We start from the raw sequence: 24,694 nt of genomic DNA, 5'->3' as shown, positions 1-24,694 counted from the left end.
TGTCGGCTCTCAGTGGGGCGGGACGATCGGCTCGTAGCCCTGGGCACGGAGCCGGTTGAGCACCCGCTCGGAATGTTCGGCGCCCTTGGTCTCCATGTTGATCACGATGGAGACCTCACCCATGGACAGTGCCCCACCGATCCGGCTGTGATCCACGCCGGTGACGTTGGCATCGGCATCCGCGATGATCTGGGAGATCGTCGCCAGCTCACCGGGCAGGTCCTTGAGCATCATCTTCACCGTCAGGAACCGGTCCGCAGCCGAGAGCCCGTGCTGGATGACGCGCAACATCAGCATCGGGTCGATGTTGCCGCCGGAGAGCACGGCGACCACGTTCTTGGGCTTGATGCCCAGATCGGCGAGCTTTCCCTCCATCAGCGCCGCGACGGGGACGGCGCCGGCCGGCTCGACCACCATCTTGGAGCGCTCCAGCAGGAAGATCAGCGCGCGGGCAATCGCGTCCTCGCTGACCGTGACGACCTCGTCGACGAGCTCCTTGATGATCTCGAACGGGATCTCCCCGGGGCGACCCACGGCGATGCCATCGGCGATGGTGCGCACGCCCTTGATCGGCACCAGCGCATCCGCAGCGAGCGAGGGCGGGTAGGCGGCGGCGTTCTCCGCCTGGACCCCGATGATCTTCACCTCACGGCCCAGACGTGCCGCCTGCTGCTTGATCGCCACGGCGGAGCCGGCGAGCAGGCCTCCCCCGCCGATCCCCATGATGACGGTGTCGACCTCGGGCTCCTGCTCCAGGATCTCCAGGCCGATGGTCCCCTGTCCGGCGACCACATCGGTGTTGTTGAAGGGGTGGATGAACACGGAACCGGTCTCATCCGAGTGCCGCTGCGCCTCGGCCAGGGCCTCGTCCACATTGGAGCCGTAGAGGATGACCTCGGCGCCGTGGTCACGGGTGGCCGCCAGCTTCGGCAGGGCCACGCCGCGCGGCATGTAGATCTTGGCGGTGATCCCGAGCTTCTTGGCGGCCAGCGCCACACCCTGGGCGTGGTTGCCGGCAGAGGCCGCGACGACGCCGCGGGCCTTCTCCTCCTCGGAGAGCCGCGCCATGCGCACATAGGCCCCGCGGACCTTGAAGGAACCTGCGCGCTGGAGGTTCTCTGCCTTCAGGTGCACGGTCCCGTCGATCATGCGTCCGAGAGCACGCGAGTGCTCCATGGGGGTGCGCACGATGATGTCGGCGAGCAGCTCCTGCGCAGCCTGGACGTCCTCGAGCTGCACGCTGAGCTGTGCGCCGGGGCGCAGCGGGGCACCTGCGCTGGTGTCTGGTACGTGCTGGATCTGTGTCATTCGCGTCTACCCTCATCCTCCGGCCGGGAGTGGTCCTCTTCCGCGATGGTAACGCTTTCGTCGGGCTGCGCGTCGCTGTGCGTCGCTTCCCCGGTGCTCACGCCCGACTGCGTCTCTGTGCGGGTCACGGTCCCCGCGGGAGCCCCACCGCGGCGGCCGAAGGCGGGACGGTCGGGGTTCAGCCCGGGGATGGTCTCCTTCAGGCGACGGGTGATGTTCGCCAGCGAGGCCTGCTCCTCGGCCTCCTGCTGCTCCTTCTGCGCGGCGCGCTTGATGGCCTCTTCCTTCTCCAGCCTCTCCATCGCCTTCGCCTCGGGATCCGCGCGCCATTCCTCCTTGACCAGGTACTGCGCGGCACGGTTCACGAAGGCCAGCACCGGCACAGCGAAGAGCGCGCCCACGATGCCGAGCAGCGTGGTGCCTGCGGTCACGGCGAGGATGACGGCCAGCGGGTGCAGGCGCACAGCCTTGCCCATGACGATGGGCTGCAAGATGTTGGACTCGATCTGCTGGACCAGCAGCACGACGCCGACCATCAGCAGCGCATTGACCAGGCCGTTGGCGACCAGGGCCAGGATGATGGCCACAGCGCCGGTGACCACCGCACCGACCACGGGCACGAAGGAGCCCAGGAACACCAGCACGGCCACAGGCAGTGCGAGCGGAACACCGAGGATCGCAGCGCCCACACCGATGCCCACGGCGTCGACGCCGGCCACGAAGACCTGCACGCGCATATAGGAGCCCAGTGCCGTCCAGCCGCGGCGACCGGCACCGTGGATCGCGGGGCGGTGCTTGCCGGGGGCGAAGAACACCAGGAAGTCCCAGATCTTGCGACCATCGGCCAGGAAGAAGATGAGCGTGAACAGGGCCAGCACCATGCCGATGAACAGGCTGCCAGCAGTGGAACCGATGGTCATGGCCCCACCCAGAATGGCATCTGAGTTGTCCTGCAGATAAGTCAGGCCCTCTTCAAGCCCCTGGTTGATCTGATCGGCAGAGATCTGGATGCCGAAACCGGCAGCGGTCTCCTCCGCGAGCGTCACGAGCTCGAAGAGTCCCTCGGTCACCTGACTGGCCATCTCGGTGAAACCTTGGACCAGCTGCTGTCCCACGAGCCAGAGCAGCCCGGTGACGAATCCGATCAGCACGATCAGCGTGGTGATGGCCGCCAGCACGCGGGGGAACTTGAGCTTGACGAAGAGATTGTGCAGCGGTCGCAGCAGCGTCGCCAGAAGAGCCGCGACCAGCAGTGGGATCAGCAGCAGCGAGACGTGGCTGAGCAGCCAGATCAGCACGCCGATGAAGGCAAGGATGACGATGACTCGCCAGGACCAGGCCGCAGCGATCCGGACGCCCCAGGGAACGTCATCCTGGATCCGCTGCTCCTCGGCCATCCGCGGCGGAACGTCCTCTTCCAACAGCTCGAGCTTTTCCACTGTGTTCATTGGTACATCCTGACATGGCTTGCGGGCCTTCCCTGCAAAGACGGGCCCGCCCCACGCAGCGCATGCGTCGGTCGGGCCCGTCGACTCTCGGGAGAGAGCCTCGCAGGGTCATCGCCTGATCGGCGCGGGACCCCAGGGAACAGCTATTCCGCCATAGAGCGAACGATGGCGATCACACGGAGGATCTCGATGTAGAGCCACACCAGGGAGACGGTGAGACCGAAGGCAGCGGCCCAGCCGTACTTCTGGGCGACGCCGGCGTCCACACCTTCCTGGATGTTGGTGAAGTCCATGACCAGGGAGTAGGAGGCCAGCAGGATGGCGAAGACGCCGATCGCGATGCCGAACCAGCCCGACCGCAGGCCGAACATGCCCAGGTCGGTGAACATCATCAGACCCAGGTTCATCAGCGAGAAGACGGCGTAGCCGATGATCGCGACGAAGAAGATCTTGTTCAGCTTCGGGGTGGCGCGGATCTTGCCGGACTTGAACAGCGCCAGGATGGTGCCGAAGACCGCCACGGTGGCCATGACGGCCTGCACCGCGATGCCGGGGAACTGAGTCTCCAGGAACATCGTGATCGCACCGAGGAAGAAGCCCTGGGTCGCGCTGTAGGCCAGGATCAGAGCCGGGCTCGGCTCCTTCTTGAAGGCATTGGCCAGGCCGAGTCCGAAGCCGACCAGAGCCGCGACGAGCGCGAGGCCCATGACGAGACCGGGCATGACCACACCGAGTGCGACGGCGACCGCGGCACCCACGAGGAGGACCGCGAAGCTGGTGACGGTCTTGCGGATGACGTCGTCGTAGGTCATCGGAGCGCCCTGCGAACCAGCCGCATCGGGGAGGTTGTACTGCTGGTTCAGCTGGTCCGTGCTGGCGCGTCCTGCGCCGGCCTGCTGGCCCGGCATCCCGTACTGGGTCGCGAAGGGCTGACCCTGGGCGGGGTTCTGCCGACGCTGCTGCTCGGTGACGCCACCCTGGTCATTCATGTAGAACCGGCGCCGCTCGCGCTTCTTCTCGCTGAACTGGTCAGGGAAGGCACCGGTGTTGAAGATCGGGTTGGACATGGTGTGACCGCACTCCTATCGGTGCTCGGGTGGATGTCTCATCGTTCGTCCTCGCATGTCACGGCTGAACGGCCGGTCACACACACGAGGGACGAGTCCTTAAACATTCTAACTGCCCACCCTCGACTGAACATGATTGAGACTGGGAATCGGCTGGGAATCTGCCGCAGGCTGAAACACAGCCGAGGTTGGCACTATATTTGAACAGTGCTCAACAGATCTGAGACTCTCAGTCCCCCCACTGGCCCCACCCCCGCAGCCGACGGCCCCAGCACAGCCGTCCGCAGCATCTCGCAGATGGCCATGTTCGCCGCGCTGGTGGCAGTGCTGGGTCAGCTTCCAGCGATCCCACTCGCAGGCGGCGTGCCGATCACCCTGCAGACCCTGGGCGTCATGCTCGCCGGGGCGGTCCTGGGGCCGTGGCGCGGTGCCGGCGCCATCGTCCTGCTGCATCTGCTGGTCGCAGCCGGACTGCCGCTGCTCGCTCACGGTTCAGGTGGCCTCGGCGTCTTCGCCGGCCCCACCGCAGGCTTCGCGCTGGGCTGGATCCCGGGTGCGTTCCTCGTCGGGCTCATCACCCAGGCCTCCTGGCCGCTGCGACTCTGGCGCACCATCACCGGCACGGTGCTGGGCGGCATCCTGGTGGTCTACGCCTGCGGCCTGCCCGTCATGGCGTTCCAGCTCGGCCTGAGCCTGGAGCAGGCGCTGCTGCTGAATCTCGCGTTCCTCCCCGGAGATGTGATCAAGGCCGTCATCGCGATCATGCTGACTCAGCCGCTCGCCCGCGCCTACCCCGCACCGTTCACCCACGCGCGCCGTCGACGCACCTCGCACGGCCCTGCTCGGTGACACCGAGCGCGGGATATGTGATGGGGTGAATCGGTGATTCCGCTCTACCGGCCAGGAGACTCGACGCTGCACCGGATGCCGGTGGGCGCCAAGTTCCTGGGCATCTTCCTCGCGGCCCTGGCCGCCTCGCTCTTCCGCGAGAACCTCTGGGTCCTGCTGACGATCTGGACCGCGGTGCTGAGCGGATACCTCTTTGCCGGAGTCGGTCTGCGCGGGCTGCTCGCTCAGCTGTGGCGACTGAAGTGGCTGGTGGTGGTGCTGACCGTTCCACAGCTGATCTTCCTGACCCCTGAGGAGACGGGCTTCAACGTGAGCCGCGTGCTCGCCGTCGTCCTGCTGGCCGCGCTGTTCACGCTGACCACCGCCACATCCGACATCCTCGCCGCCTGCGAAGACGCCCTGCGTCCGATCGACCGCCCGCTGCGGCGCGTCGGGCTCAGCGCCGAGCGGATCTCGCTGGCCCTGTCCCTGACGATCCGCTCGGTCCCGGTGATCCTCTCCTTCTACGCGGAGATCCGCGAAGCCCAGCGGGCGCGCGGGATGCGGCCCACCCCGCGCGCGACGGTGATGCCGCTGCTGGTGATGAGCCTGCGCCACGCCGAGGAGACCGCCGAGGCCCTGGCAGCCCGCGGCGTGCGCTGAATCCCCAGGTCATGCCCCGCTGACGCGCTGGGTTCGGTGAGCGACGGTGGGTTGTGGGCTGTGCACCTAGGCACCGCTTTGAAGGTGCCCCCAGTGGGACTCGAACCCACACTGGACCGATTTTAAGTCGGTTGCCTCTGCCGATTGGGCTATAGGGGCAGAGAGCGGGCTGCCAAGGACAGCCCGCTCTCTCGTCTCAAATCTGTATCAACCCTGAGGGTCAGCTCTTGGAAGCTTCCTTCTTCTTGCCTGCAGCTTCCTGGAACTGGCGGTACGGGGTCTCGAGGTCGCGCACCGGGGTGTAGTCCCGGCCGAGCAGGAGCTCGTTGACCCAGCCGCCGACCACGCGAACCTTGCGCTCCACAGTGGGGATCGCGAACGCGTGGTATCCGCGGTGAGCCATCCACGCCGGGAAGCCCTTGATCTTGACCTTCAGCGGGTTGCCCACGCCCTGGAACATGCCCAGGCCGGCGACCGCACCGAGGGACTCGTGCTTGTACTCGCTGAGCTGACCCTGGCCGTAGCTTGCCGCCAGGAGGTTCTTCGCGAGGACCTTGGCCTGGCGGGAGGCATGCTGCGCGTTGGGCACGCAGGTGCCGTCGGGCAGTCCGCCGCCGGAGAGGTCGGGGATGGCCGCGATGTCGCCGGCGGTCCAGGCGTTCTGCAGGACCTTGCCGTCCTCGTCCGCGATCTGCAGCGTGGCCGAACCGGTCACACGGCCGCGCGGCTCCACCGGGAAGCCGGAGTTCTTGGCGACCACGTTGGCGGCGACCCCTGCGGTCCACACCAGGGTGTCGGACTCGAAGCGGTCGGCCTCGGACTTGTCCTTCATGTTGATCAGCGTCATCTCGCCGTCCACGACGGAGCCCAGCGAGGTGTTCAGCAGGACCTCGATGCCGCGGCTGCGCAGGTGCTCGACCACGCCGATGGCCTGGTCCTCGCTGACCTCGGGCATGACCCGTCCCATGGCCTCGACCATGAGGATGCGCACATCGTTCTGCCCGATGCGCGAGTTCGCGCCGACGGCGGCGCGGATGATGTCTTCCATCTCGGCCACGGTCTCGATGCCGGCGAACCCGCCGCCGACCACGGTGAAGGTCAGGGCGCGGGACTTGGCCTTCTCATCGGTCATCACCGATGCCGCCTCGATGCGCTCCAGCACGTGGTTGCGCAGCGTGAGCGCCTCTTCGATGGTCTTCAGACCGATGCCGTGCTCGGCGAGGCCCTCGATCGGGAAGGTCTTCGTGGTCGCGCCGGCGGCCATGATGATGTCCTGGTAGGGCAGCTCGATGGTCTCGCCCGGGGAGAGCTCCACGGTGGCGGTGCGACCGTCGTGGTCCACGCCGGTGACCTTGCCCGTGACGATCTCGGAATCCTTGAGATGGCGGCGGTGGGAGACCACCGCGTGGCGTGCCTCGATGTGGCCGCCCACGACCTCCGGAAGGAAGGGCTGGTAGGTCATGTACGGCATCGGATCGACGACGGTGACGACGCCGCCGGCTGCCTTCACCTTCTTCTGCAGCAGCTGGGCGGTGGTGAGCCCGACATAGCCGCCGCCGACGATGAGGACGCGGGGTTTCGCGGAGAGTGTCTGAGAGATAGCCATATCGTTCATCCTATACGTTGCTCAGTAGTGAGTGGTCTGATCTTCCTGCGGTGACGGGGCGGCTGAGCGGCTGCTCAGGGGTCCTGTCGGCGCGCGAGGTTGTAGTGCACCGCAGCCATCGTGATCACTGCGACGACCAGCAGTGCGGCGGCGCTGAGTGCCACCGGTCCCGCCCAGTCCTGCGCGGTGCTGGCGCGGCTGGCCTCGGGCATCGCCCGGGGTTCGCCCTCGGGGCCGGCCACTACGCCGGCGTCCTCGGGGATCTCTTCCTGGTCCGTCTCCTCCACCTGTCCGCGTCGGTGCACGCGCACCCATTCGGCCAGGGTCGGGTATGCGGAGGCCTCGAACGCCGGGGCCTCACCGTTCACGGCCGCCGCGACGTTGAGCACGCCGTTGCCGTATTCCGGGTCGACTCCGTCGGCACCCTCTGAGTCAGCCGTGGAGAGCAGACGATGTTTGACCTCGGTGGCGCTGAGCTCCGGGTTCGCGGCCCAGACCAGCGCCGCGGCACCCGAGACGATCGGGGCTGCGCCGGAGGTGCCGTTCCACTCGGCGTAGCCCCCGCCGGGGACCGCGCCGACCAGGGGCTCGGAGGCTGCGGCGATGCCGATGGCGATTCCCTGCGAGGAGGAGTCTTCGCTGATGCCGCGCTGCTCATCGACGCCTGCCACTGCCAGCACCCCGGGGATCGTCGCGGGGGCGCCGACCGAGAGCTGCCCGGAGGCGCGGTTGCCCGAGGCGGCGACGACCAGGACGTCGTTCTCCTCGGCATAGAGGAACGCCTCGTCCCAGGACTGCGGCCATTCCTGGAACCCTGAGCCCAGGGACATGTTGATGATGTCGGCCCCGTTGTCCACCGCCCAGGTCACGGCCTCGGCGATCTGTTCCTCGGTGCCTCCCCCATAGGGGTTGGGGTCCTCCAGCAGCAGCGAGATCGAGAGCAGCGACGCCTCGGGGGCGACACCGACGACGCCATCGTCCCCGGCCTCGTCGCGGGTCAGCTCGCGGGGTGCGGTGCGGGTCTCTTCGAACTCCTCGAGGGCCTCGGAATCCACCTCGTCCTGCCACTGTTCACCGTAGATCTCCTCGAGGTCGGACTCGAAGTCCTCCCACCAGTCTTCCCACTCGTCCTCGTCCAGGTCTTCGAAATCACCCTCGACGAGCTCAGCGACCTCCTCGGCCTCCGCGGAGGTGCCGCGTCCGGCGGCCAGCGAGGACACGAGCGTCCCGTGCTCGGTGGCCACCTGGTCCACCGGTGCGCCGCCGTCGCCGGCTCCGGAGACGTCCGTGCCGCCGACCACGGCGCCGGAGAGGGTCGGGTGGGAGGAGTCCACACCGGTGTCGATGACGGCGATGGTCATGCCCTCGCCCCGTGTGGTCTCCCAGGCCTCGGTGACCCCGTAGTCCTCGAGCCAGTACTGCTGGTCTCGCCACTCGTCTGCGTGGGCGGCGGGCGCCGCGACCACAGCAGAGGTCAGCGCGAACCCGGCGACCAGGGCGGCGGAGAGGCTCCGCCGGGTGGCGGAATGTGCCGGTGAACTGCGCCTCATGCAGACTTCTCCGCACTGTGGGCCAGGGACATGGCGATGCCGTCCAGGATGTCGTGCTCGGAGGCGACCGCCGAGATGATCCGGCCCTCGGTGACCTTGTTGAGGTAGTCCAGGATGGTGCCCCAGATCAGCGCACCCGCGCCGATCACGTCGACGCGGCCGGGGTGCATGATCGGCATGTGGGCCCGCGCGTCCCGGGTGGAGTGGACGAGCTGGTCCACGGACTGGTGGATCCTGTCCAGATCGATCTCCGCTCCGTGGATCAGATCCGGCTCGTAGTCCTCCAGCTTGAGCGCATGCGCCGCCACCGTGGTCACGGTGCCGGCGACTCCGATGACCACTTCGGTCTCATGCAGCGGCATGACCTCGGAGACGTTCTCCAGGAAGGACAGCGTCTCGAAGGCGGTCATGGACTGTTCGGTGTCGGTGGGCGGATCGCTGCGCATATGACGCTCGGTGAAGCGCACGCAGCCCATGTCGGTGGAGATGGCGTGCTCGACGCCCGCCGAGGTGCCCAGCACGAACTCGGTGGACCCGCCGCCGAGATCCACCACGAGGATCTTGCGCTCGGCATCCCAGTCCAGCACCGAGGCGGCGCCTGCGAAGGAGAGCCCGGCCTCTTCGCTGCCGCGGATCACCTCGGGCTCGACGCCGAGCCGGTGGTGCACGCCGGCGATGAACTCGTCCCGGTTCGCCACATCACGGGAGGCAGAGGTCGCCACGAAGCGCACCGCCTCGACCCGATGCCGGCGGATCAGTGCCGCATAGTTGTCCACGGCAGCGAAAGTGCGCTCCAGAGCATCGGTGGAGAACTCGCCGGTCTCGTCCACTCCCTCACCGAGCCGGACCACGGTCATCTGCCGGACCACGTCAGTGACGCGTCCGGTGCTTTCGACATCGGCGATGAGCAGGCGGATGGAGTTGGTCCCGCAGTCGATGGCAGCAACTCTCATGGGGTGTCCTCTTCCTGGCGTACGGTCTTCGGGTTCGGCGGTCGGTCGCTCTGGCTTCGGAGGCTTGGCAGCACTCTATGCGGTTTCCGCGTCCGCCTGCGAAGCGGGCGCATCCTGCTGCGGCGCGTCTGCACGGGCGGCGGACTGTTGGCGGGCGAACCCCTGGTTCGCCCGGCGCACGTGTCGGCTGAGGTCGCGCTGAGGGACCGGCGCCTCGTGGTCCCAGGAGCTGGCGCAGATGCAGGTATCAGGCGTCCAGCTGCTGGCGATCAGCTCCAGCGTCTCGTCTCCGAGCGGGTTGATCCCGGGGCCGACGGCGAGGGCGTGGCCTGCGAGCACGTGGAGGCATTTGACGCGTTCCGGCATACCGCCGGCACTGACGCCCTCGATCTCCCAGACCGGATCCAGCCCGGCGTCCGAGCGGATCCGTTCCCGCTCGGCGAGGTAGTTCTCATGGGCGTGGCGGTAGGCCTCGGCAAGCTGCTCGTCGGTGGTGAGTCGCTGGCTCATCTCCGCCATGACTCCCGCGGCCTCGAGCCGTGAGACGGCTGCGGTCGCTGCAGGGTGGGTGAGGTAGAACGTGGTGGGAAACGGGATCCCGTTGCTCAGCCGAGGCGCCGTGGCCGCGACGAGTGGGTTGCCGCAGACGCAGCGGGCGGGAATCTCGACGACGTCGCGCACTGGCCTGCTCAGCTGCAGGCTGATGGTGTCCAGATCGCTGGGGCGAGGAGTAGTCGAGTTCACGGGCACCCAGCCTACTTCACTGCCGGCAGCACGGGCCTCGGCAGCGGCGCGGATCCGGTGCGGCGGCGGGTCCATCACACGCCGCCCGTCAGTCGGTGGCGGCGGAACGCACCAGGGAGTCCCAGAGCGCCTCTGCCCAGGGGAGGTCATCCCGGACCTCGGCGGAGTCGAGCTCCGCAAGCTCCTCCTCGCTGTCCTCGGTGCCCATCACCTGGTAGCGACGCTCCCCCGGCATGACCAGGTTGATCCGTTCACGGGCCTGCTGACGGACGAAGTCTGGGTCGTCCCAGCGCAGAAGCTCGGACTGCAGCTCAGCCTGCTCCTGCTGCTCGGCGGCGATCTGCGCCTCGAGCTCCATCATCTCCGAGCGCTGCTGGAAGAAGCTGTTCACCGTGGGCACGAGGAAGGAGATGACCACCAGCACGACCAGGCTCAGCACGATCATCCGGCCCGGAAAGGTGCGCTCGGGCACCGTGGTCGCGGCGCTGACCGGGGTCTTCGATGACCCGCTGGTCCTGGAGCTGCTGGAGCGAACACCCCGACGAGCGGTGATGCCGGCCGGTGTGCGGATCTCGCCGGAGACCTGATCGCGTTCGGCCAGCCGACGCGCTTGAGCCGCACGAGCCTTGGTCTCGGAAGAGGATGCACGTCTGTTCGGCACGATGGGTCACCGCCTTGAGGGGAAGAGGGGAAGTCGGCGTGGACTTTCACGATATCTGCACCGGAGGAGACCACCGGCGTCTGACACGCGCACAGATGAGGACGGGGTGTGTGCCGGTGAAGTTCCGGTGGAGACCAGAACCCACGGGCGCACACCCCGTCCTCTCAGGCAGTCAGCTCAGCTCAGGCGCTGAAGCGCGGGAACGCGGAGGCCCCGGCGTAGCGTGCCGCGTCGCCGAGCTCCTCTTCGATCCGCAGCAGCTGGTTGTACTTGGCCACGCGCTCGGAGCGGGCCGGAGCGCCGGTCTTGATCTGGCCCGCGTTGGTGGCCACGGCGATGTCCGCGATGGTGGTGTCCTCGGTCTCGCCGGAGCGGTGGGAGATCATCGTGGTGTAGCGGCTGCGCTGAGCCAGCGAGACTGCATCCAGCGTCTCGGTGAGCGAGCCGATCTGGTTGACCTTCACCAGCAGCGAGTTCGCGGTGTCGTTGTCGATGCCGCGGCCGAGGCGGTCGGGGTTGGTGACGAAGAGATCATCGCCGACCAGCTGGACCTTCTCGCCGAGCTGGTCGGTGAGCGTCTTCCAGCCGGACCAGTCGTCCTCGTCCAGCGGGTCCTCGATGGAGACCAGCGGGTAGGCGTCGACGAGCTCGCCGTAGTAGGCGCTCATCTGTTCGGGGGTCTTGGACTCGCCCTCGAAGGTGTAGGCGCCGTCGGAGTAGAACTCGCTGGCGGCCACGTCCAGGGCCAGGGCGATGTCCTTGCCGGGGGTGTACCCGGCTCGGGTGATCGCCTCGGTGATCAGGTCAAGAGCCTCGCGGTTGGAGGAGAGGCTCGGCGCGAAGCCACCCTCGTCGCCGAGCCCGGTGGCCAGACCCTTCTCCTTGAGCAGCGCCTTGAGCGCGTGGTAGACCTCCACGCCGGACCGCAGCGCCTCGGAGAAGGTGGCGGCACCGATCGGGGCGATCATGAATTCCTGGATGTCCACATTGGAGTCCGCGTGGGAGCCGCCGTTGAGGATGTTCATCATCGGCACGGGCAGCAGGTGCGCGTTGGGGCCGCCGAGGTACTTGTACAGCGGCAGGTCTGAGGAGTCGGCGGCGGCCTTGGCCACGGCCATGGAGACGCCGAGGATCGCGTTCGCGCCCAGGGAGTTCTTGTTCTCCGTGCCGTCGAGGTCGAGCAGGATCTGGTCGACGATGCGCTGCTCAGTGGCGTCCTGGCCTTCCAGGGCGGCGGCGATGACGTCGTTGACGGCGGCCACGGCGTTCTTCACGCCCTTGCCGAGGTAACGGTCCTTGTCACCGTCCCGGAGCTCCACGGCTTCGAAGGCGCCGGTCGAGGCGCCGGAGGGGACTGCGGCCTGGCCGAAGCTGCCGTCGTCGAGAAGGACGTCGACCTCAACGGTCGGGTTGCCTCGCGAGTCGAGGATTTCGCGGCCGTACACACTGGCGATCAGAGACATATTCTGTCGGCTCCTAGTTGTTCATTCGGTGGGAAACTTCTCAGGTGTGCCGTGCGCGCCCTTGCGCCGGTGTCTTTTCGGCTCAACTTCTCAGTTGAACGTCGCAGCGGAGCTTCTCCGCTGCGGCAGCTCAGCCTGCCGGGGTGTCCGAGGCTGCTGAGCCGAGTCGATGGAGGTGGCTGCGCAGCGCCCGTTCCGGATCCTGCCCGTTGGCCCGTGCGGTGCGCACCACAGCAAAGAGTAGTTCACCGAGCTCCCCCTCGTCAGCCGCCGCCGGGATCTTTCCGCCGTCGTTCGGGAGATGTTCACCGCGCTCGCGCCCCAGCCGATCGATGACCTTGGCCGCTTTGGCCAGGGCGGGCAGGTGTGCGGGCAGCGAGCCGACGACGCCGGCCAGGTGAGACTCGGAGGACTCGGATGCGCCAGCCTGGTCCGGCGCCTGCTGGGCAGCCTTCTCCTCAGCCTTGATCCGCGTCCAGGCGGCCTCGACCTGCTCCACCGTGGCCTGGTGGTCCACGGCGAGCCGCCCGTCCGCGCTGAAGACATGCGGGCTGCGGCGGATGAGCTTGGCGGTGATGGCCTCCGCGACGCCGTCGAGGTCAAAGCTGTCCCGCTCCTGGGCGAGCTGCGAGTGCAGCGCCACCTGGAAGAGCAGGTCGCCCATCTCCTTGCGCAGACCCTCGTCCAGGCTGCCCGACTCGATCTCCTCGAGCACTTCGTAGGCCTCTTCGACCAGGTACTCGGTGAGATCGCCGTGGGTCAGCTGCGAGGTCCACGGGCAGTGCTCCCGGAGCGCGGCGATGACCCAGCGCAGGGTGGTGATCTGTTCTCCAGCCACGGAGGACGGGGTCTTCTCGAGCGCCTCGGTCACTGCCAGGCTTCGAGGATCATCGCCGCCAGCGCCTCGCGCTCCTCGTAGCCGAGGAAGGAGGACTCCAGGGCGTTGATCTGGAAGTCGGCGAGCTCGGCGAGGCCGTACTCGAAGGTGCCGGCGAGCAGGGCGAGCTCGCCGGAGAGGGTCACCCCGGAGACCAGGCGGTTGTCGGTGTTGACGCCGACGTTGAAGCCGAGCTGGTAGAGCATGTCGAAGGGGTGGTCGCTGAGCTCGGGCTTGCCGCTTTCGGCGAACCCGGCGATGGCACCGGTCTGCACGTTGGAGGTGGGGCTGACCTCGAGGTGGATCTGACGGTCGCGCACCCAGCGGGCGACCGGGCCGAGCTCCACCTGGAAGACCTCTTCCCCGGCCTCGGAGTCGGGCTCGCTCTCGATCACGGTGATGTCCTCGGCGACGCGGACGCCGTGGCCCAGGCGCTGGGCACGGCCGGAGACCAGAGCGTCACGGACAGATTCGAGGCCGTCGCCCTCGCCGGCGTGGACCGTGGCGGGAAGCATCTCGCTGGCCAGCCGGGTGAAGGCGTCGGCGAAGCGGCTCGGCGGGAAGCCGGCCTCTGGTCCGGCGATGTCGAAGCCGACGACGCCCTGGTCGCGGTGGCGCAGCGCCAGCTCCACGGCCTCATCGGCGCGGTCGGACTGACGCATGGCGGAGACGAGCTGGCCGACGACGATGACGCCGTCCTTCTCCGCCACTGCCTCCATGCCCTCGTTCAGGCCGGCCTGCACGGCTTCCACGGCCTCGTCCAGGCTGAGTCCCTGCTGCTGGTGCTGCTCTGGGGCCCAACGGACCTCGGAGTAGATGACGCCGTCGGCGGCGAGGTCCTCCACGTATTCCTTGGCGACCCGGCGCAGGTTCTGCGCGGTCTGCATCACCGCAGCGGTGTGCGTGAAGGCCTCCAGGTACTGCTCCAGCGAACCTGAGTTCGCGTTCTGGCGGAAGTGCTCGGAGAGCTCCTCGGGGTCCTGGGTGGGCAGCTCATGACCGACCGCGGCGGAGAGCTCGATGAGGGTCTCCGGACGCACTGATCCATCCAGGTGATCGTGGAGGGAGACCTTGGGCAGATTGCGCAGCTGCTCTTCGAGCTGGGCGGCGGCGGTGCGGACGTCAGAAGCAGAAGAAGTCATAGGACTGAGTCTATCGAGGACCGGCGCGGAAGTCGCCCGAAGGTTTCAGGGAGGTGCGGCTCAGCGGGTGGGGGTGTCGCCGTCGTCGTCGCGGCGCCGGGGTCTGCGGTTCTCGCCGGTCTCGTGGTGTGTGCTGGCCGCGCCGTCGTTGTCGTGGTGGTGGTGGTCTCCACGGTCGCGGTGCAGGCGCAGCGGAGCCTCCACCGGGAGGGCGGCGGTGTCGAAGTAGCCCTCCCGGTCGATGTGCACACCCCTGCGGTCCAGCCAGGCGGCCAGCAGCCGGAAGATCCGATCGAAGATCCAGCCCAGCACGGCGGCTCCTGCGATGGAGACGGCCAGCGCCACCAGCACCGAGTCGAAGATGTTCGCGCTGATGGCGCCGATGCTCACCGAGTAGGAGGCCCACACCAGCGAGGCGATCAGATCGATGATCAGGAACCGGCGGATGGAGAAGCCGGTGGTGCCCGCCACGAAGTTGATCGCCACGCGGGCTCCGGGGATGAACCGCCCGACGAAGATCAGCAGCACCCCGCGCTTGTCCAGCTCATGCCGGGCCCAGACCAGCGTCCGCTGCGGTGCCGGTCGGCGCATCCAGGCGAACCGCATCGGGCCGATGGCACGGCCGATCCGGTACGCGATGAAGTCCCCCAGCAGGGCACCCCCGGCGGCGACCAGAACCACCCAGAGCAGGTACGGGGTGCCGGGCTCGTCCGCGAGCGAGCCCAGTCCGATCACCAGGGAGTCCGAGGGCACGACGGGGAAGAATCCGTCGATGACGCAGAGCAGGAACAGACCCACCAGCGTCCACCACCCGGAGGCGGCGTCAAGAACGATCCCATTGATGGCATCGAGGATCTCCCCAGGCCCCATCCGCGTGCCTCAGCCGGTCAGGTCTGCAGCGGTGATCCGGTCGAAGACCAGCTCAGGGGTCTCGTGCGGGCCACCCTCGGTGTCGACGTCCATGGAACCTTGCAGGGCCTCCTCGGCGCGGGCGATCCGGTGCTCGTCGTCGGTGAGCAGGGTGAACAGCGGCTGTCCGGCGGCGACGGCGTCACCCGGCTTGGCATGCATGCGCACCCCGGCACCGGCCTGGACCGAATCCTGCTTGCGTGCGCGGCCGGCCCCGAGCCTCCAGGCGGCCAGGCCCACGGCCATGGCGTCCAGGCGCGTCATCGTCCCGGAGACGCCCGCAGTGATCGTGTGGCTGTGCTTCGCCTGCGGCAGCCCGGCGTCCGGATCCCCGCTCTGGGCAGAGATCATGGCGCGCCAGGAGTCCATCGCCCGACCGTTGCGCAGATTCTCCGCGGGGTCGACCCCGCGGATGCCCACCGCCTCGAGCATCTCCCTGGCCAGCGCCACGGTGAGCTCGACGACGTCGGCCGGGCCACCTCCGGAGAGCACCTCCACGGATTCCTCCACCTCGATGGCATTGCCGGCGGTGAGTCCCAGCGGGCTGTCCATATCGGTGAGCAGCGCGGAGGTCTTGACCCCGGCGTCGGTGCCCAGCGCGACCATGGTGCGGGCAAGCTCTCTCGCGTCGGCGCGGGACTTCATGAACGCCCCGGCGCCGGCCTTGACGTCGAGCACCAGCGCATCGGTGCCCTCGGCGATCTTCTTGGACATGATGGAGGAGGCGATCAGCGGGATCGCTTCCACGGTGCCGGTGACATCGCGCAGCGCGTAGAGCTTCTTGTCCGCCGGGGCCAGGCCTGGACCTGCGGCGCAGATCACGGCGTTGACCTCATCGAGCTGACGCAGCAGCTCGGAGTTGCTCAGGTCTGCCTGCCAGCCGGGGATGGCCTCGAGCTTGTCCAGCGTGCCGCCGGTGTGGCCCAGGCCGCGGCCGGAGAGCTGCGGGACGGGGACCCCGTAGCTGGCCACCAGGGGCGCCAGCGGGAGTGTGATCTTGTCACCCACGCCGCCGGTGGAGTGCTTGTCAGCGGTGAGCCGGCGCGCACCATCGGGGCCGCGCAGCGAGGAGAAGTCCATCCGCTCGCCAGAGGCGATCATCGCTGCGGTCCAGTGGCCGATCTCCACGCGGTTCATCCCGTTGAGCAGGATCGCCATGGCGAGCGCGGACATCTGCTCATCGCCGACGTAGCCGTCGGTGTAGGCGGCGATCATCCATTCGATCTGCGCCTGGGAGAGGTGTCCGTGGTCTCGCTTGAGCCGGATCAGCTCCACGGCGTCGTGGGCGGAGGGGTCGTAGGTCAGTCCAGTGGGGCTCATTTCGCCTCCCGAGCGGTCGCCTCGAGGTCGCGCGGACCGAAGGATTCAGGCAGCAGGGCCTCCAGCGTGGTGGGGCCCTGGGCGGTGCGCACATGCATGGTGGGCGCGGAGAATTCGTGGAGCAGCTGCCGGCAGCGCCCGCAGGGGGTGATGTATTCGCCCTCGCGGTTCACGCAGGTGAAGGCGACGATCTTGCCGCCGCCGTTCATCTGCAGCGCACCGATCATGGTGCACTCCGCGCAGAGACCCAGCCCGTACGAGGCGTTCTCCACATTGCACCCGGAGATGATGGAGCCATCCTCGAGCAGCGCAGCGGCCCCCACCGGATAATCCGAGTAGGGGGCGTAGGCGTGCGTCATCGCAATCCTGGCCTGGGTGGTGAGCCGGTCCCAGTCGGCGTCGTGGTCCGGGGCCGGGATTCGCGCGATGCGTCCGGTCAGAAAGTCATCGTCCTCAGTCATAGGGGCCATCCTACGAGGCGAGGCACACCGCCGTGTTCAGGCGCGGCGCAGCTCGCTTCGGGCAAGGCGCCAGCCGACTTCAGGCGCGGCGCAGCTCGCTGATCGCGCTCAGTGCCGTGGTGACCATGATCTTGGTGCCGTAGCCGATCGCGCGCTCGTCCGGGACATAGTCCCCGCGGTGCAGGTCGAACTCCGGGCCGCCGGGAGTATTGGTGCCCAGTCGGAACATCGCTCCGGGCAGCTCCTGGGTCATCCAGGCGAAGTCCTCCCCACCCATGGACTGCGGTGCGAGCTCCAGCCCTTCGGAGCCGAGCACCTCGCGTCCGGCGTTCTCCAGCAGGGTGGTCTCGCGCTCGTTGTTGATCACCGGGGGCACTCCGCGGATGTGCTCCAGCTCGACCTCCACCCCATAGGGCGCGGCGACCTGCTCCACGATCTCGTCGAGCAGCTTGCCGGCGTCGCGCCAGGCGTCAGCGTCGAGGATCCGCATGGTGCCGACGAGGGTGCCGCTGGCGGGGATCGCGTTGTGCGCGCTGCCGGCCTCGATCTGTCCCCAGACCAGGGAGACCGCCGAGCGGACATCCACGCGACGGGAGAGCACCGCAGGCACGGTGGAGGCGATATGGGCCAGCGCCGAGACCATGTCCTCGGTCAGGTGTGGCCGCGAGGTGTGGCCTCCGCGTCCGGTGACATTGATGCGCACGACATCGGCGGCCGAGGTGATCGCGCCGATGCGGGTGCCGATCCTGCCCACCTCGATCCGCGGATCGCAGTGCAGGGCGAAGATCCGCGGCAGCGGGGCGAGCACGTCCTGTCGGACCATCTCCAGGGCGCCGCCGGGCATGGTCTCCTCGGCGGGCTGGAAGATGACCCGCACTCGGGCGCCGAGGCCCGCCGGGTCGCCGTCGTCGATCCGGTCCTGGTGCAGCTGCTGCAGGCTCAGCGCGACGCCGAGCGCGACGGTGGTGTGGATGTCGTGGCCGCAGGCGTGGGTCACACCCGGGTGGGTGGAGGCGAAGGAAAGCTCGGTGAGCTCCTCCACCGGCAGCGCGTCGATGTCCCCGCGGAAGCCTGCGGCGAACTCACCTGCTCCGATGTCCACGAAGAGCCCGGTGGTCTCGGGCATCAGCTGGGGGTCCAGGCCCACGGAGCGCAGGTGTGCTGCAAGCTTGTCCGTGGTGCGCTCCTCCTTCCAGGAGAGCTCCGGGTGGGCGTGGAGATCCCGCCGCACGCTGATCAGCGCGGGCTCCAGAGCATCGACGATCTCCGCGGCGGAGGCGTGCGCGGCCTTGAGCATGACGGTGCGGCGCGCCGGTTCAGAGGACATCGGATTCTCCATGCGCCTTGAGTGCCTCCACGGCCTGTTTCACCGACTGGGCGTGATCGGTGGTGGTGACCAGCAGGGCATCCGGGGTGTCGACCACGACGATGTTCTCCACCCCGATCAGCGCCACCACCCGCTGGGTGTCGGAGACCACGACGCCGGAGGACTGGTCCGAGTAGACCCGGGCCTTCTCCCCCAGCACGGTCATCGATTCCTGCTCGCGAGCGGGGTTGAGCCGGGCGATCGCCGCGAAGTCCCCGACGTCGTCCCAGGTGAAGGTGCCCGGGATCATCGCCACATCTCCGGCGGCGGCGGCGGGCTCGGCGACCGCATAGTCGATGGCGATCTTGGGCAGCTGCGGCCAGACCCGGGCGGTGACCTCGGCCTGCGCCTCGGTGCCCCAGGCGGCGGCGATCTCGGTCAGTCCCGCGTAGAGCTCGGGCTCGGCCCGGGAGAGGTGCTCCAGCAGCAGCGCCACCGGGGCGACGAACATCCCGGCGTTCCACAGGTAGTCCCCGGAGGCCACGTACTGCTCCGCCAGCTCCTCGCTCGGCTTCTCCACGAACTCCACGACCTCATGGGCGTGCGGGGCGTCTGGGATCGGCGCGCCGTCGACCTGCAGCCCAGCGCCGCGGCGGATGTAGCCGAAGCCGGTGGAGGGATGGGTGGGGGTGATGCCGATCGTGACGATCTTGCCCGTGGCGGCCGTGGCCACCGCCTCGCGCACCGCCTCCTGGAAGACCTCCACGGGGGCGATCACCTGGTCCGCGGCGAAGGAGCCCATGATGGTCTCCGGGTCGCGTCGGTGCAGGATCGCGGCGGCGAGGCCGATGGCGGCGCCGGAGTCCTTGGGCTCGGATTCAAGCACCAGGTCCTCGGTGTCCAGCTCGGGGATCTGCTCCCGCACGGCCTGCCGGTGCGACTCGCCCGTGACCACCATCACGCGCTTGCCGGTGAGCGGGGCCAGCCGCTCATAGGTCCCGCGGATCAGAGTGGTCCCGGCCCCGGTGAGGTCGTGAAGAAACTTGGGTGCACTGGCGCGGGAGAGCGGCCAGAGCCGGGTCCCCACACCACCCGCGGGGATCACCGTGTAGAACTTGTCCAAAGCTGCCTGTGAAGTCACCTCACCAGGGTAGACCCATCGGCTGGTGGGCTCGGTCAGCCGCGCAGCTGGTTCCCGATCCGGGTGCACAAGAATTGCGTCACAACATTGCGGATTTTCTACATCGTGTAGAACTCAAATCCTCGCGGCGTGATTTCGCCAGCGACCGGCCCAGACCTGCCTGAACAACTGCGCAACAAAGCCTGCAGGAGACCCCCATGAGCCGCGTCGTCGGTCGCGGTGCTCTACTCTGGTACATGACATAGGACTCGCCTCGGCGTCACGGATTCCGCACCGCCGCAGCGACAGAAGACACGCAGACAACTGCGCCGCGCGGAATGCCATGCAAGGACGCAGGGAGGTAATGACAGGTGACGCAGACTAAGGGGACCCTCTATAAGGGCCGGGAGGGTATGTGGTCCTGGGTAGGACACCGGATCACAGGTGTCGGGATCTTCTTCTTCCTCCTGGTGCACGTACTCGACACGTCTCTGGTGAGAGTCTCGCCCGAGGCGTATGACGCGGTGATCGGCGCGTATAAGAACCCGATCATGATCATGGGCGAGATCGGCCTGGTCGGCGCGATCGTCTTCCATGCATTCAACGGTCTGCGGATCATCCTGGTGGACTTCTGGTCCAAGGGCACCCGCTACCACAAGCAGATGCTCTGGGCCGTGATGGGCCTCTGGGCGATCGTGATGATCGGCTTCACCGCACGCCACGTGATGCTGTTCCTTGAAGGCTGGGGAGGGTTCTGAACATGACGACCACTGATTCCGTGGCACTGCCCACGCAGGGCATCGAGGCCCCCCGCTCCAAGCGGATCGACCCCAAGTACCTGCGCCGCTCGTCAAGCTCCTCGAGCAGCTTCGAGATGGCCGGCTGGGTCTTCATGCGCGTCTCCGGCGCCGCTCTGGTGGTGCTGATCTTCGTGCACCTCTTCGTCAACCTGATGGTCGGCGAGGGCATCCACCAGGTCGACTTCGGCTTCGTCGCCGGCAAATGGGCCAATCCCGTCTGGCAGTTCTGGGACCTGACCATGCTCTGGCTGGCCATGCTCCACGGCGGCAACGGCATGCGCACGATCATCAACGACTACGCCGAGAAGGACTCCACACGGGTGTGGCTCAAGTCCATCCTGACTCTCTCCGTGGCCGTCATCATCGTGCTGGGCACCATGGTGATCTTCACCTTCGAGCCCTGCATGATCGACAACTCCGGCCAGCTGCTCGAGTCGGCACCCTCCTTCTGCCAGAACGTCTGATCGCCACCGGGGCCACCCCGGTGCGCACCTCTGCGCGTTCTCACGCTTCCGAACACCACGAAAAGAGAGCCACAAGCTGATGCAGGTTCACAAGTACGACGTCGTCATCGTCGGCGCTGGCGGCGCAGGCATGCGCGCAGCCATCGAATCCGGCCAGCGCGCCCACACCGCGGTGCTGACCAAGCTGTACCCCACCCGTTCCCACACCGGTGCCGCCCAGGGCGGCATGTGTGCCGCACTGGCCAACGTCGAAGAGGACAACTGGGAGTGGCACACCTTCGACACCGTCAAGGGCGGTGACTACCTGGTGGACCAGGACGCCGCAGAGGTCATGGCCAAGGAGGCCATCGACGCTGTGCTGGACCTGGAGAAGATGGGTCTTCCCTTCAACCGCACCCCCGAGGGCAAGATCGACCAGCGTCGCTTCGGCGGGCACACCCGCGATCACGGCAAGGCCGCCGTGCGCCGCGCCTGCTATGCGGCTGACCGCACCGGTCACATGATTCTGCAGACGCTGTACCAGAACTGCGTGAAGCACAACGTCGAGTTCTACAACGAGTACTACGTGCTGGATCTGCTCACCGTGGAGGAGGAGGTCACCCGCGAGGATGGCTCCACCTACATGCAGAAGAAGACGGCAGGCGTCGTCTCCTATGACCTGGCCAACGGCGAGATCCACGTCTTCCAGGCCAAGTCCGTGGTCTTCGCCACCGGCGGTCTGGGCAAGATCTTCAAGACCACCTCCAATGCGCACACGCTGACTGCCGACGGCATGGCCCTGGCCTACCGTGCAGGCATCCCGCTGGAGGACATGGAGTTCGTGCAGTTCCACCCCACCGGCCTGGCCGGGCTGGGGATCCTGCTCTCCGAGGCCGCCCGCGGTGAGGGCGCGATCCTGCGCAACTCCGAGGGTGAGCGCTTCATGGAGCGCTACGCCCCCACGATCAAGGACCTCGCCCCGCGTGACATCGTCGCGCGGTCGATGGCCAACGAGGTGCGCGAGGGACGCGGTGCCGGCCCGAACAAGGACTACGTGCTGCTGGACCTGACGCACCTGGAGCCCGCGCACATCGACGCGAAGCTTCCGGACATCACCGAGTTCGCGCGCACCTATCTCGGCGTCGAGCCCTATACCGAGCCGGTGCCCGTCTTCCCGACCTGCCACTACGCCATGGGCGGGGTCCCGACCAACGTCAAGGCGGAGGTGCTCCAGGACAACGACACCGTGGTCCCCGGTCTCTACGCCGCGGGCGAGGTCGCCTGCGTCTCGGTCCACGGCTCCAACCGCCTGGGCACCAACTCGCTGCTGGACATCAACGTGTTCGGCAAGCGCGCTGGCCTGGCCGCCGCTGAATACGCCAGCACCGCTGAGTTCGTGGATATCCCGGAGAACCCCACGAAGTTCACCGAGGACCAGCTCAACGCGATGCGCGCTTCCACCGGCGGAGAGCGCACGGCCACGCTGCGCACCGAGCTGCAGGAGACCATGGACGCGAACATGCAGGTGTTCCGCTCCGAGGAGACCATCAAGGAAGCCCTGGCGGTCATCGCTGATCTGCGCAAGCGCTATAAGAACGTTCAGATCCAGGACAAGGGCAAGCGGTTCAACCTGGACCTGCTCGAAGCCGTGGAACTCGGCTTCCTGCTGGACATGGCTGAGGTCATGACCGTTGCAGCCCTGCACCGCAAAGAATCCCGCGGCGGACACTACCGCGAGGACTTCCCGGAGCGTGATGACGAGAACTTCATGCTCCACTCGATGATGTACCTGGACCCCGAGTCCTCGACCGACGGCACCAACGGCATCCGCGCCGACACCAAGCCGGTCGTCTTCACCCGTTACGAGCCGATGGAGCGTAAGTACTGATGAGCACTCCCACCAAAGAAGCTGCTGAGCCCGCCTCCAAGATCGACATGAAGGAGAGCGGAGGCGGTGGCGAGGTCCCCAGCTTCGACGTGACCCTCCAGGTGCGCCGCTACGACCCCGAGTTCTCCGACGAGGCCCGCTGGGACGAATGGACCGTCACCATGTACGGCACCGACCGGGTGCTCGATGCCCTGCACAAGGTCAAGTGGGAGATCGACGGTTCGCTGACGTTCCGACGCTCCTGCGCGCACGGCGTCTGCGGCTCCGATGCCATGCGCATCAACGGTCGCAACCGTCTGGCCTGCAAGGTGCTGCTGAAGGATCTGGACTTGTCCAAGCCGGTCATGGTCGAGCCGATCAAGGGCCTGCCCGTGGAGAAGGACCTGATCGTGGACATGGAGCCCTTCTTCCAGTCCTACCGCGAGATCATGCCCTTCATGGTCAACAACTCCCCGGCACCGACTGCCGAGCGGATCCAGTCCCCGGAGGAGCGCGAGCGCTTCGACGACACCACCAAGTGCATCCTCTGCGCTGCCTGCACCTCCTCCTGCCCGGTCTTCTGGACCGATGGTCAGTACTTCGGTCCGGCCGCGATCGTCAACGCACATCGCTTCATCTTCGATTCCCGCGACGACGCCGGCGACATGCGCCTTGAGGTCCTCAACGACAAAGAGGGCGTCTGGCGCTGCCGCACCACCTTCAACTGCACCGATGCCTGCCCGCGCGGCATCGAGGTCACCAAGGCCATCCAAGAGGTCAAGCGAGCAGTGCTGAGCCGCAGCATGTAGTCCCGCCCCCTCTCCGGGGAAAAAATCGTAGGGCTGTAGCTTGTCGTAGAGCTATAGCCCTACGATTTTTCATTTTCCGTGCGATTTTTTCGTGGCGAGGGGTACGCCAGCGGCGCGCAGACGGGCTTCCAGCGCCCCGGGACGACGCAGATCCTCCCAGGTCCAGCGGACCACGCGCAGCCCTCGGGCCCGGAGCGCATCCTCGCGCAGCTTCTCCCGCCACACCACCTCCTCGACGCTGACGCCGCTGAGTTCATCGGCACGCAGATACTTCACCTTCCCGTCGAACTCCCCCACGACGCCGCAGCCCGGCCAGTAGAAGTCCACGCGGGCCACGGTGCTGCCCAGCTCGAAGCTCACCTGCAGGACCGGTTGTTCGAAGCCCAGCTCGTGGATCCGCACCCGGGAGAGCGACTCCCCTGCCGATTCGGACAGAGGATCCGCGAACTGAAGCGCGCGCCGCCACCGCGTGAGCAGTCGCTGCGAGTGGATCCATGATTCCCACCGGCTCAGCCCTGCCCAGGTCAGCGCCACACCGGAAGCCACCCGGCCTCCCAGCACCGCGTCCAGGACGACGACGCCGGCCGCCTCCTCCATCCGCGGCACCGTATCGGCCAGGACCAGGCCCAGGTCCTCCACGAGGCAGTGCGCCACGTCAGCGGGCCAATGATCGCGGAAGCCCATCTCCAGCTCCTGCTGGGGCGCTTCGAACCCACCGCGGACCAGTCTTCGGGTCTCCGGACGCGACGTGCGGGGAGGGCGCACGTGCTCGTGCAGCCGGGTCGGGATCCCGCGCAGCGCGGCGACTCCAGCGGCGCCTCCAGCGGCGGGAAAGTGCGCGCCGTCGTCGTCCTGTTGCTGATGATGGTTTCGGTGCCGATTCCCGTGCTGCTGGATGACAGCGGTCGGATCCGCGGATCCGGTCATGGGCGAGGGCCGCAGCAGCCGCGTGCCGCCCTGGTGGTCAGTGCGCAGCTGGACGGCCTGCGGTGCGCCGAGCAGGTTGATCCCGTGCAGGGCGAGCGCGGTCTCTCGGCAGAAGATCGGGGCAGCCCGATTGAGCTGAGTGGCGGCGGTCGCGGCGAGGTGTCTCTCCCAGGGAGGTGCGTTCAGCCAGTCGGACACCCTCACGTAGACGCCCCGGCGCAGGCGCAGCACCTCCCCGGCATTGACCTCGTTCTTCAGCCGCAGACCGCTGTGGCTGCCGTCCGGAAGCTCCAGCGATCTGATGAGTTCGATGCGTGCCGGTTTCACCTGCGCGGGATGGAGATCCATGGGCACACTCTGCAGCAGACCTCAGCAGCACTGCCCCGGCTCGGCGCGCCTGGGGAAAACGCAGGGCCCGAGCG

At 67.6% G+C, this 24,694-nt stretch carries 23 protein-coding genes and 1 tRNA gene; 6 read left to right on the top strand and 18 right to left on the bottom strand.

All coding sequences use genetic code 11. The features are described 5' to 3' along the window. Window positions 1-9: 9 nt before the first annotated feature. The 3 genes from ilvA to H4W26_RS12225 all read right to left on the bottom strand — a co-directional run bounded on the left by ilvA (window position 10) and on the right by H4W26_RS12225 (window position 3,823). Window positions 10-1,308 (bottom strand): threonine ammonia-lyase, encoded by a 1,299-nt coding sequence (ilvA, locus tag H4W26_RS12235; protein WP_192592486.1) that lies wholly within the window; start codon window positions 1,306-1,308, stop codon window positions 10-12. Continuing rightward, complete coding sequence (locus H4W26_RS12230; protein WP_192592485.1) at window positions 1,305-2,756, bottom strand: AI-2E family transporter; 1,452 nt, start codon at window positions 2,754-2,756, stop codon at window positions 1,305-1,307. The genes ilvA and H4W26_RS12230 overlap by 4 nt, the downstream gene beginning before the upstream one ends. Window positions 2,757-2,899: 143 nt before the next feature. Next, window positions 2,900-3,823: a Bax inhibitor-1/YccA family protein gene (locus H4W26_RS12225; RefSeq protein WP_192592484.1), complete on the bottom strand. Its 924-nt coding sequence runs from the start codon at window positions 3,821-3,823 to the stop codon at window positions 2,900-2,902. A 297-nt stretch (window positions 3,824-4,120) separates the two neighbouring features. Between H4W26_RS12225 and H4W26_RS12220 the strand changes: the two genes are divergently transcribed. Continuing rightward, window positions 4,121-4,672 (top strand): biotin transporter BioY, encoded by a 552-nt coding sequence (locus H4W26_RS12220; protein WP_192592483.1) that lies wholly within the window; start codon window positions 4,121-4,123, stop codon window positions 4,670-4,672. Window positions 4,673-4,705: 33 nt separating this feature from the next. Beyond that, on the top strand, window positions 4,706-5,314 hold the full coding sequence (locus tag H4W26_RS12215) for an energy-coupling factor transporter transmembrane component T family protein (protein ID WP_192592482.1): 609 nt from the start codon (window positions 4,706-4,708) through the stop codon (window positions 5,312-5,314). Window positions 5,315-5,399: 85 nt separating this feature from the next. On the opposite strand, the gene H4W26_RS12210 is transcribed toward H4W26_RS12215, so the two are convergent. From H4W26_RS12210 to H4W26_RS12145, 14 genes are all read right to left on the bottom strand, one after another. Further along, window positions 5,400-5,473, bottom strand: a tRNA-Leu gene (locus H4W26_RS12210). 61 nt (window positions 5,474-5,534) lie between these two features. Then, window positions 5,535-6,920 carry an NAD(P)/FAD-dependent oxidoreductase gene (locus tag H4W26_RS12205; protein WP_192592481.1) on the bottom strand — a complete coding sequence of 462 codons (1,386 nt, stop codon included), beginning with the start codon at window positions 6,918-6,920 and terminating at the stop codon, window positions 5,535-5,537. Between the two features lie 74 nt (window positions 6,921-6,994). Beyond that, on the bottom strand, window positions 6,995-8,470 hold the full coding sequence (locus H4W26_RS12200) for a S8 family peptidase (protein WP_225940012.1): 1,476 nt from the start codon (window positions 8,468-8,470) through the stop codon (window positions 6,995-6,997). Further along, a complete protein-coding gene (locus tag H4W26_RS12195) occupies window positions 8,467-9,423 on the bottom strand; it encodes a Ppx/GppA phosphatase family protein (RefSeq protein WP_192592480.1) in 957 nt (318 codons plus the stop codon). The genes H4W26_RS12200 and H4W26_RS12195 overlap by 4 nt, the downstream gene beginning before the upstream one ends. A gap of 75 nt (window positions 9,424-9,498) precedes the next feature. Further along, window positions 9,499-10,167, bottom strand: a complete 669-nt coding sequence (locus H4W26_RS12190; protein WP_318779879.1) for a DUF501 domain-containing protein — start codon at window positions 10,165-10,167, stop codon at window positions 9,499-9,501. 88 nt (window positions 10,168-10,255) lie between these two features. Next, window positions 10,256-10,828, bottom strand: a complete 573-nt coding sequence (locus tag H4W26_RS14050; RefSeq protein ID WP_192592478.1) for an FtsB family cell division protein — start codon at window positions 10,826-10,828, stop codon at window positions 10,256-10,258. Window positions 10,829-11,010: 182 nt separating this feature from the next. After that, on the bottom strand, window positions 11,011-12,291 hold the full coding sequence (eno, locus tag H4W26_RS12180; protein WP_192592477.1) for a phosphopyruvate hydratase: 1,281 nt from the start codon (window positions 12,289-12,291) through the stop codon (window positions 11,011-11,013). A gap of 130 nt (window positions 12,292-12,421) precedes the next feature. Continuing rightward, complete coding sequence (locus H4W26_RS12175) at window positions 12,422-13,162, bottom strand: MazG nucleotide pyrophosphohydrolase domain-containing protein (RefSeq protein WP_318779878.1); 741 nt, start codon at window positions 13,160-13,162, stop codon at window positions 12,422-12,424. After that, complete coding sequence (locus tag H4W26_RS12170) at window positions 13,159-14,310, bottom strand: adenosine deaminase (protein WP_192592476.1); 1,152 nt, start codon at window positions 14,308-14,310, stop codon at window positions 13,159-13,161. The genes H4W26_RS12175 and H4W26_RS12170 overlap by 4 nt, the downstream gene beginning before the upstream one ends. A 60-nt stretch (window positions 14,311-14,370) precedes the next feature. Further along, a complete protein-coding gene (locus tag H4W26_RS12165) occupies window positions 14,371-15,180 on the bottom strand; it encodes a DedA family protein (protein ID WP_192592475.1) in 810 nt (269 codons plus the stop codon). Window positions 15,181-15,189: 9 nt separating this feature from the next. Beyond that, a complete protein-coding gene (locus H4W26_RS12160; RefSeq protein WP_192592474.1) occupies window positions 15,190-16,539 on the bottom strand; it encodes a thymidine phosphorylase in 1,350 nt (449 codons plus the stop codon). Continuing rightward, window positions 16,536-17,000 carry a cytidine deaminase gene (locus H4W26_RS12155; RefSeq protein ID WP_192592473.1) on the bottom strand — a complete coding sequence of 155 codons (465 nt, stop codon included), beginning with the start codon at window positions 16,998-17,000 and terminating at the stop codon, window positions 16,536-16,538. Before H4W26_RS12155 ends, H4W26_RS12160 begins: the two co-directional genes overlap by 4 nt. A gap of 79 nt (window positions 17,001-17,079) precedes the next feature. Further along, window positions 17,080-18,297 carry an amidohydrolase gene (locus H4W26_RS12150; protein WP_192592753.1) on the bottom strand — a complete coding sequence of 406 codons (1,218 nt, stop codon included), beginning with the start codon at window positions 18,295-18,297 and terminating at the stop codon, window positions 17,080-17,082. A 19-nt stretch (window positions 18,298-18,316) separates the two neighbouring features. Next, on the bottom strand, window positions 18,317-19,447 hold the full coding sequence (locus H4W26_RS12145; RefSeq protein WP_192592472.1) for a mannose-1-phosphate guanylyltransferase: 1,131 nt from the start codon (window positions 19,445-19,447) through the stop codon (window positions 18,317-18,319). 350 nt (window positions 19,448-19,797) lie between these two features. On the opposite strand from H4W26_RS12145, the gene sdhC reads away from it, so the two are divergent. The 4 genes from sdhC (at window position 19,798) to H4W26_RS12125 (ending at window position 23,345) form a co-directional block, all read left to right on the top strand. Next, window positions 19,798-20,184 carry a succinate dehydrogenase, cytochrome b556 subunit gene (gene sdhC, locus H4W26_RS12140; protein ID WP_192592471.1) on the top strand — a complete coding sequence of 129 codons (387 nt, stop codon included), beginning with the start codon at window positions 19,798-19,800 and terminating at the stop codon, window positions 20,182-20,184. A 2-nt stretch (window positions 20,185-20,186) separates the two neighbouring features. Further along, entirely contained in the window at window positions 20,187-20,690 is a 504-nt protein-coding gene (locus H4W26_RS12135) for a succinate dehydrogenase hydrophobic membrane anchor subunit (RefSeq protein ID WP_192592470.1), read from the top strand. A gap of 79 nt (window positions 20,691-20,769) precedes the next feature. Next, window positions 20,770-22,557 carry a succinate dehydrogenase flavoprotein subunit gene (gene sdhA, locus H4W26_RS12130; protein ID WP_192592469.1) on the top strand — a complete coding sequence of 596 codons (1,788 nt, stop codon included), beginning with the start codon at window positions 20,770-20,772 and terminating at the stop codon, window positions 22,555-22,557. Next, entirely contained in the window at window positions 22,557-23,345 is a 789-nt protein-coding gene (locus tag H4W26_RS12125) for a succinate dehydrogenase iron-sulfur subunit (protein ID WP_192592468.1), read from the top strand. Before sdhA ends, H4W26_RS12125 begins: the two co-directional genes overlap by 1 nt. Window positions 23,346-23,414: 69 nt before the next feature. Here the strand turns inward: H4W26_RS12125 and H4W26_RS12120 are convergent, their stop codons facing one another. Beyond that, a complete protein-coding gene (locus tag H4W26_RS12120) occupies window positions 23,415-24,620 on the bottom strand; it encodes a hypothetical protein (protein ID WP_192592467.1) in 1,206 nt (401 codons plus the stop codon). Between the last annotated feature and the right edge of the window lie 74 nt (window positions 24,621-24,694).

This window comes from Nesterenkonia halotolerans (assembly GCF_014874065.1).
Lineage (GTDB): Bacteria > Actinomycetota > Actinomycetes > Actinomycetales > Micrococcaceae > Nesterenkonia > Nesterenkonia halotolerans.
Note: the sequence above shows the minus strand (reverse complement) of the source record. Positions and strands in the feature narration are given on the sequence as shown.

Coding starts and splice junctions, on each gene's coding strand:
- ilvA (WP_192592486.1), bottom strand. CDS start 1,308: ATGACACAGATCCAGCACGTACCAGACACCAGCGCAGGTGCCCCGCTG.
- H4W26_RS12230 (WP_192592485.1), bottom strand. CDS start 2,756: ATGAACACAGTGGAAAAGCTCGAGCTGTTGGAAGAGGACGTTCCGCCG.
- H4W26_RS12225 (WP_192592484.1), bottom strand. CDS start 3,823: ATGTCCAACCCGATCTTCAACACCGGTGCCTTCCCTGACCAGTTCAGC.
- H4W26_RS12220 (WP_192592483.1), top strand. CDS start 4,121: ATGGCCATGTTCGCCGCGCTGGTGGCAGTGCTGGGTCAGCTTCCAGCG.
- H4W26_RS12205 (WP_192592481.1), bottom strand. CDS start 6,920: ATGGCTATCTCTCAGACACTCTCCGCGAAACCCCGCGTCCTCATCGTC.
- H4W26_RS12200 (WP_225940012.1), bottom strand. CDS start 8,470: ATGAGGCGCAGTTCACCGGCACATTCCGCCACCCGGCGGAGCCTCTCC.
- H4W26_RS12195 (WP_192592480.1), bottom strand. CDS start 9,423: ATGAGAGTTGCTGCCATCGACTGCGGGACCAACTCCATCCGCCTGCTC.
- eno (WP_192592477.1), bottom strand. CDS start 12,291: ATGTCTCTGATCGCCAGTGTGTACGGCCGCGAAATCCTCGACTCGCGA.
- H4W26_RS12170 (WP_192592476.1), bottom strand. CDS start 14,310: ATGACTTCTTCTGCTTCTGACGTCCGCACCGCCGCCGCCCAGCTCGAA.
- H4W26_RS12165 (WP_192592475.1), bottom strand. CDS start 15,180: ATGGGGCCTGGGGAGATCCTCGATGCCATCAATGGGATCGTTCTTGAC.
- H4W26_RS12160 (WP_192592474.1), bottom strand. CDS start 16,539: ATGAGCCCCACTGGACTGACCTACGACCCCTCCGCCCACGACGCCGTG.
- H4W26_RS12155 (WP_192592473.1), bottom strand. CDS start 17,000: ATGACTGAGGACGATGACTTTCTGACCGGACGCATCGCGCGAATCCCG.
- H4W26_RS12150 (WP_192592753.1), bottom strand. CDS start 18,297: ATGCTCAAGGCCGCGCACGCCTCCGCCGCGGAGATCGTCGATGCTCTG.
- H4W26_RS12135 (WP_192592470.1), top strand. CDS start 20,187: ATGACGACCACTGATTCCGTGGCACTGCCCACGCAGGGCATCGAGGCC.
- sdhA (WP_192592469.1), top strand. CDS start 20,770: ATGCAGGTTCACAAGTACGACGTCGTCATCGTCGGCGCTGGCGGCGCA.
- H4W26_RS12125 (WP_192592468.1), top strand. CDS start 22,557: ATGAGCACTCCCACCAAAGAAGCTGCTGAGCCCGCCTCCAAGATCGAC.
- H4W26_RS12120 (WP_192592467.1), bottom strand. CDS start 24,620: ATGGATCTCCATCCCGCGCAGGTGAAACCGGCACGCATCGAACTCATC.